Annotated in this window: 2 protein-coding genes; both read left to right on the top strand. The window is 71.5% G+C overall.

Annotation, left to right across the window (positions count from 1 at the left end; translation table 11 throughout):
• Positions 1 to 12 precede the first annotated feature (12 nt).
• Positions 13 to 3,405 carry an SDR family NAD(P)-dependent oxidoreductase gene (locus tag VD972_RS29425; protein ID WP_324992083.1) on the top strand — a complete coding sequence of 1,131 codons (3,393 nt, stop codon included), beginning with the start codon at positions 13 to 15 and terminating at the stop codon, positions 3,403 to 3,405.
• Positions 3,402 to 6,812 (top strand): type I polyketide synthase (locus VD972_RS29420; RefSeq protein ID WP_324992082.1); only part of this gene is annotated, 3,411 nt, incomplete at its 3' end. The genes VD972_RS29425 and VD972_RS29420, both read left to right, overlap by 4 nt.

Raw genomic sequence — 6,812 nt, 5'->3', positions numbered from 1 at the left:
CTGGAGGAGCTGGTGAAAGGGCTGGAGGCAGAGGGAGTGTTCTGCCGGCGGGTGAAGGTGGACGTGGCCTCGCACAGTCCGCAGATGGACGTGCTGAGGCAAGAGCTGCTGGAGATGCTCCAGGGGCTGGCGCCGAGAGCGGGCCGGGTTCCGATGATGTCGACGGTGAAGGTGCGGGAGGTGGAGGGATCGGAGCTGGACGCCGGGTACTGGGTAAAGAACCTGAGAGAGCCGGTGATGTTCGGGCCGACGGTGGAGAAGCTGAAGCAGACGGGGCACACACTGTTCGTGGAGCTGAGCCCGCATCCGATCCTGGCGCCAGCGATCGAGCCAACCCTGAGCGGAGAAGAGGGAGAGCCGCGGGGAGTGGTGGTGGGGAGCTTGAGGAGGGAGCAGCCGGAGCGGGAGCGGATGCTGGAGTCGCTGGGGCGGCTGTACGCGGTGGGCCTCATGGTGGACTGGCGCAAGCTCTACCCCGCCGGGCGCTTCGTCTCCCTGCCGACCTACCCCTGGCAGCGCAAGGCCTATTGGTTGTCCAAGCCCGCGGCGGTCTCGGGTGGGCTCGACCTGGGGCTCTCGGGTGGTCACCCGCTGCATGGCCGCCGGATCCCAAGTCCGGGCCGCGAGCTTCAATTCGCTTCCGCGGTGAGCGTGGCGCGGCAGCCTTACATGGATGACCACCGCGTCTTTGGCGCCGTCGTCGTGCCCGGCGCGTTCCACGTGGCCGCGCTGATCTCCGCCGCGGAGGAGGCTCTGGGGCCCTCGGTGTTCTCGCTGGAGGGCATGGAGTTCCAGCGCGCCCTGGTGCTCGAGGAGGGGCAGACGCACCGGCTGCACCTGCTGCTCAGCCCGGCCGAGGCCGCGGGCGAGTTCTCCTTCCAGAGCGCGAGCCCCTCGGCGGCGGCCCCGGGCAACGAGGAGACGTGGCGCATCCACGCCACCGGGCGGCTCCGCGTGGGAGAAGGCGCCCCCGCGAGCGCGTTCACGCCCCTCATGGAGGCCCGCGCGCGGTGCACCCAGGCCCGGCCACTCGCGGACATCTACGAGAACCTCAAGGCTCGAGGCATCGAGCTCGGCCCGGACTTCGCGTGGGTCACCGAGCTGTGGCGAGGGGAGGGAGAGGCGCTGGGGGTGATCCAGCGGCCCTCCTCCAGCCGCCCGGACAGCTTCCCGCTCCATCCGTCGCTCGTGGACTCGTGCTTCCAGGTGCTGCTGGCCGCGGGCCCCACCCTCGAGGAGGGCAAGGCGTACGTGCCCTTCAGCGTGGATCGCATCCGCTTCCACCGGCGCGGAGCGGGCCGGCTCTTCTGTCACGTCCAGGTCCGGGCCCACGAGACGCCAGGCCCGGAGATGTGCGTCGCGGACTTCCGCCTCTTTGATGAGGGCGGCACGCTGCTCGCGGATGTGGAGGGCTTCCGCATCCGGCAGGCGGACCCGCGCAAGATGCTGGCCGCCGAGGTTCGCGAGCCCTGGGCGGAGTGGCTCTACACCCCGTCCTGGCAGCAAGCGGCAGTGACGGCCTCACCGCGGAGCAAGACGGATGGGGGCGGGCGCTGGGTGCTCTTCGTGGATCAGGGCGGGCTTGCCGCGCGGGTGGGTTCGGAGCTCCAGGCGCATGGCTTCTCCTGCGTGCGCGTCCAGGCCGGCGATGCCTTCTCGCGAGAAGGACCCTCGCTCTACACCGTGCGCCCAGAGCGGGCGGAGGACTTCTCCGCGCTTGTCTCCGCGCTCCTCCAGGAGGGCCCTCCGCTCGCCGGAGCAGTGTTCCTCTGGAGCGCGGATGCGCCCGCCGCGAACGGGATGACCCCCGCGGCACTGAGAGCCGAGCAGGCGCTCGGCTATGGCGCGGTCCTGCACTGGAGTCAGGCGGTCGCCCGCGCCGCGCTCCGCCAGCTGCCGCGGCTGTGGCTGGTGACGCGAGATGTCCATGCGGTGGGTGGATCGTCCGGGGCGGTGTCTCTCGCGCAGGCGCCGCTGTGGGGGCTGGGGCGCACCCTCTTCTACGAGCACCCGGATCTGCGCTGCGCGTGCGTGGATCTGAGCGCGCAGAGCAGCCTGGAGGAGCAGTCCCGGGGGCTCGCGCAGGAGCTGCTCGCGGGCGGTGATGAGGAGGAGATCGCACTTCGACCCGAGGGACGCTTCGTGGGCCGCGTCATGCCAGGGTCCCCCGGCAAGGATCGCGCGCAGCACCCGATCACGCTCAAGGCCGACGGCACCTATGTGCTGACGGGAGGCCTGGGCGGGCTGGGGCTCTCCGTGGCCCGGTGGCTGGTGGCCCGAGGTGCCCGCAGCCTCGTGCTGGTGGGGCGGCAGGGCGCGGACACCCCGGCTCGCCAAGAGGCGGTAGCGGGGCTGGAGGCCCAAGGCGCGAAGGTCCACGTCGCGCAGGCGGACGTGGCGGACTTCGCTCAGCTCCAGGCGGTCCTCGAGCGGGCGGAAGGACAGCTGCCCCCGATCAAGGGCGTGCTGCACCTTGCTGGCGTGCTCGAGGATGGGCTGCTGGCTCAGCAGGATCTCGAGCGCTACCGCAAGGTCATGGGCCCCAAGGTGCTGGGCGCCTGGAATCTGCACCTGCTCACGCGCGGCAAGCCGCTGGACTTCTTCGTGCTGTACTCCGCTGGCGCCGCCCTCTTGGGCACTCCGGGACAGGGCAACTACGCCGCGGCCAACGCCTTCCTGGACGCGCTGGCGCATCACCGGCGTGCGCTGGGACTGCCCGGCCTGAGCATCAACTGGGGCGCCTTTGCGGAGGTAGGCCTGGCGGCGGCGGCGGCGAACCGGGGCGCACGGCTGGCGCACCGGGGCGTGCGCAGCTTCTCGCCGGACGAGGCCCACGCCGCGCTCGAGCACCTGCTGGGCCAGGACGTGGCCCAGGTCGCGGTGATCGCCTTCGATGCGCGGCAGTGGATGGACTACTACCCGCAGGCGGCCTCGTCGACGCGGCTGTCCCCCGTGGTGAAGAGCAGCCGCGAGCGCCGCGTGGAGCCGGCGAAGGCCGTGGTGCGAGAGAAGCTGCGTGAGGCGCGCGGGGCCGAGCGCGCCTCGCTCCTGGAGCAGTTCGTCCAGGAGCAGGTGGCGGCTGTCGCGCGCCTGGCGATCTCGGCGATCGAGCGCCACGCCGCGCTCAAGAGCTTTGGCATGGACTCGCTGATGGGGTTGGAGCTGCGCAACCAGCTCGAGCGCGGGCTGGGGCTGCGGCTGCCCGCCACGCTCGTGTGGACCTATCCGAACGTTGCCGCTCTGGCCGAGCACCTGCTCACCAAGATCGAGCCCGCCCCCGAGACGCCTCCCGCGCCCGCGAAGGCACGGGAGGTTCCCGCCCCGGCGATGGTGCCGATCTCCGAGGCGGAGAAGCGGGCGCTGCTCGAGAAGGAACTGGCCTCCCTGGAGGAGCTGCTGCGATGAAGCCGGAGGAGTTGCGCGACGAGAAGGGACTGGACCGGGCCCTCGAGGTCCTGGCCCGGGCCAAGGCACAGATCGCGGCGCTCAAGCGCGCGCGCACCGAGCCCATTGCCATTGTCGGCATGGGCTGCCGGTTCCCGGGGAGCTCCAACGGCCCCGAGGCGTTCTGGCGCACACTCAAGGATGGCGTGGACGCCGTCCAGCAGATCCCCGCAACCCGGTGGCCCCAGGAGCTGTCCCCCGCGGACAGTGGCACGCGCTGGGCCGGGCTGATTGACCAGGTGGACGGGTTCGACCCCGCGCTCTTCGGCGTCTCCCCGCGCGAGGCGGTGGGGCTCGATCCCCAGCACCGCCTGCTGCTGGAGGTGACGTGGGAGGCGCTGGAGCACGCCAACATCCCCCCGGATCAGCTCGTGGGCAGCCGCACCGGTGTCTTCCTGGGCATGAACACCCAGGACTACTACCTGGAGACGGTGGCCCTGCCGCCGCACCGGATGGACGTGTACTCGGTGACGGGCAACGGCCCCTCGTTCGCGGCCGGGCGCATCTCCTACCACCTGGGCCTGCAAGGCCCCTGCTTCTCGATCGACACGGCGTGCTCCTCTTCGCTGGTGGCCATCCATGTCGCCACCCAGAGCCTGCGCAACGGCGAGAGCGATCTGGTGATCGCCGGCGGGGTGAACCTCATCCTCTCTCCGATCTCCCTGCACCTGGCCGCCAAGACGCAGGCGCTCTCTCCGGATGGGCGGTGCAAGACGTTCGACGCGCGGGCCAACGGCTTCGTGCGTGGCGAGGGCTGCGGCCTGGTGGTGCTCAAGCGCCTGTCGGACGCGCAGCGGGACGGGAACCGGATCCTGGCGCTGATCCGGGGCACGGCCATCAATCAGGACGGTCACTCCTCCGGGCTGACGGCGCCCAACGTGCTCGCACAGCAGGCGCTGCTGCGTCAGGCGCTGGAGAACGCGGGGGCAACCCCCTCGCAGGTGAGCTACGTGGAGGCGCATGGCACGGGCACCTCGCTGGGCGATCCCATCGAGTTCGAGGCGCTCCGTGAGGTGCTGGGCGAGCCACGCCCGGACGGCGCGGTGTGCACGCTCGGATCGGTGAAGACGAACCTGGGCCACCTGGAGTCGGCTGCCGGCGTGGCCGGGCTGATCAAGGTCGTCCTCGCGATGCAGCACGGCGTCATCCCGCGCCAGCTGCACTTCCAGACGCTGAATCCGCGCATCAGCCTGGAGGGCACGCCCTTCGTCATCGCCTCCGAGGAGCAGCCGTGGCCCGCGGGCGCCACGGCTCGGCTGGCAGGGGTGAGCTCGTTTGGAATGAGCGGCACCAACTCGCACGTGGTGCTGGAGGAGGCGCCGAAGCCGGCCGAGCCCGTTGCTCCGGCGCACGAGCGCTCAATCCACCTGCTGACGCTCACGGCGAACAGCCCGGCTGCGCTGAAGGCGCTGGCCAGCAGCCACGAGCGGACCCTGCGCGAGCCTGGTGCCCCGGCGCTGCGGGATGTGTGCCACACCGCCAACCTGGGCCGGGCGCGGCTTCCCCATCGCCTGGCCCTGGTGGCGGACTCGACGGCCGAGGCGGCGCGCCGGCTGGAGGCCTTCGCCGCGGGGCAGGAGGTGGGCGGGCTGATCTCCGGCGAGGTGGCCGCCAGTGGCCGGCCACCGAAGATCGCGTTCCTCTTCACCGGGCAGGGCTCACAGTACGCTGGAATGGGCCGACGGCTGTACGAGAGCGAGCCTGTGTTCCGCGCCACGCTCGATCGCTGCGCGGAGCTGCTCCGCCCGCACCTGGAGCAGCCGCTGCTCTCCGTCATGCACGGCGAGGCGGGGAAGACGCCACTGGATCAGACGGCGTACACGCAGCCGCTGCTCTTCGCGCTGGAGTACGCGCTGAGCGAGCTGTGGAGCTCCTGGGGCATCCAGCCGGACTGGGTGATGGGGCACAGCGTGGGCGAGCTGGTGGCCGCCTGCGTGGCCGGCGTGTTCAGCTTGGAGGAGGGGCTGGCGCTGGTGGCCGAGCGCGGGCGGCTGATGCAGGCGCTGCCCGAGGCCGGCGAGATGGCCGCCCTCTTCGCTCCGGTGGACCGCGTGGCCGAGGCCCTCGCGCCCTACGCCGCGGACGTCTCCATCGCAGGCATCAACGGCCCCGAGCAGGTGGTGATCTCCGGCAGGAGCAGCGCCGTCCGGGCGGTGATGGAGGCCTTCACCGCCAAGGGAGTGGAGGCACGGAAGCTGGTGGTGTCCCACGCGTTCCACTCGCCGCTGATGGATCCCATGCTGGAGGCGTTCACCCGCGCTGCGGGGCGCGTGAAGTTCGAAGCCCCGCGCATCGCGCTGGCCTCCAACGTCACGGGCCGGCGGGCGGAGGCAGCGGAGATGGGCCGGGCCGAGTACTGGCGGCGCCACGTCCGCGAGCCGGTCCGCTTCTCTGGCTGCATGGAGACGCTGCGCGCCAGCGGCTGCGACGTGTTCGTGGAGATCGGGCCCGGCCACACGCTCCTGCGCCTGGGCCAGAGGTGCTTGCCGGAAGGATCCGCCGCGTGGGTCCCCTCGCTGCAGAAGGATGGGGAGGATCTGGAGCGGATGTACCGCACGCTGGGCGAGCTGTACGTGAGGGGAGCCCCGGTGAACTGGAAGGGCTTCCACGAGCGGGAGCCGGGCCGGTGGGTGTCCCTGCCGACGTACCCCTTCCAGCGCGAGCGGTACTGGATCGAGGGATGCTACGACCGGAGCTCCGGAACGCGGCGTCCCTCTTCCTCGGGACATCCGCTGCTCTCCGGGGGGTGGCGCTCCTCGCTCCAGCCCGGCCAGCGCTTCTGGGAAGTGGAGCTGGACGCCGAGCACGTGGCCTGGCTGAAGGATCACCGCCTCCAGGAGGAGGCGCTCGTGCCCGCGACGCTGTTCGCCGAGCTGGCGCTGGCAGCGGCATATGAGGTGTCGGGCGCGGAGGCTGCCCCAGCGCTCGAGCGCGTGACGCTGGCCCAGGCGCTGTTCCTGCCGGAGACGGGGAAGAGCCAGCTGCAGCTCGTCCTCACCGAGCAGGGGGCGGGGCGGATGGACTTCCGGATCTCCAGCGCCGCGAAGACGGGGCAGGAGTGGACGCTGCACGCCTCTGGAGCGATCCGGGTGGGCGCCGATCGCTCGAGCTCGCGGCCGCGCTTCGATCCGGAGCTCATTCGCAAGCGGTGCCCCACGGCGGTGACCGCGGCGCAGCACTACGAGCAGGCGCGTGCGCGCGGCATGGCATACGGGCCGGCGTTCCAGTGCGTGGAGGAGGTGTGGCGTGGAGACGGCGAGGCGCTGGGCCGCATCCAGCTCCCAGCCGCGCTCGTGGCCGAGAGCCAGGCGTACCGGTTTCATCCCGCGCTACTCGATGCGTGCCTCCAGGTGGCGAGCGCGGTGGGT

The organism is Hyalangium sp. (assembly GCF_035629615.1).
GTDB lineage: Bacteria > Myxococcota > Myxococcia > Myxococcales > Myxococcaceae > Hyalangium.
The sequence above is the reverse complement of the archived record's forward strand: the minus strand, read 5'-3'. Positions and strand labels throughout refer to the sequence as shown.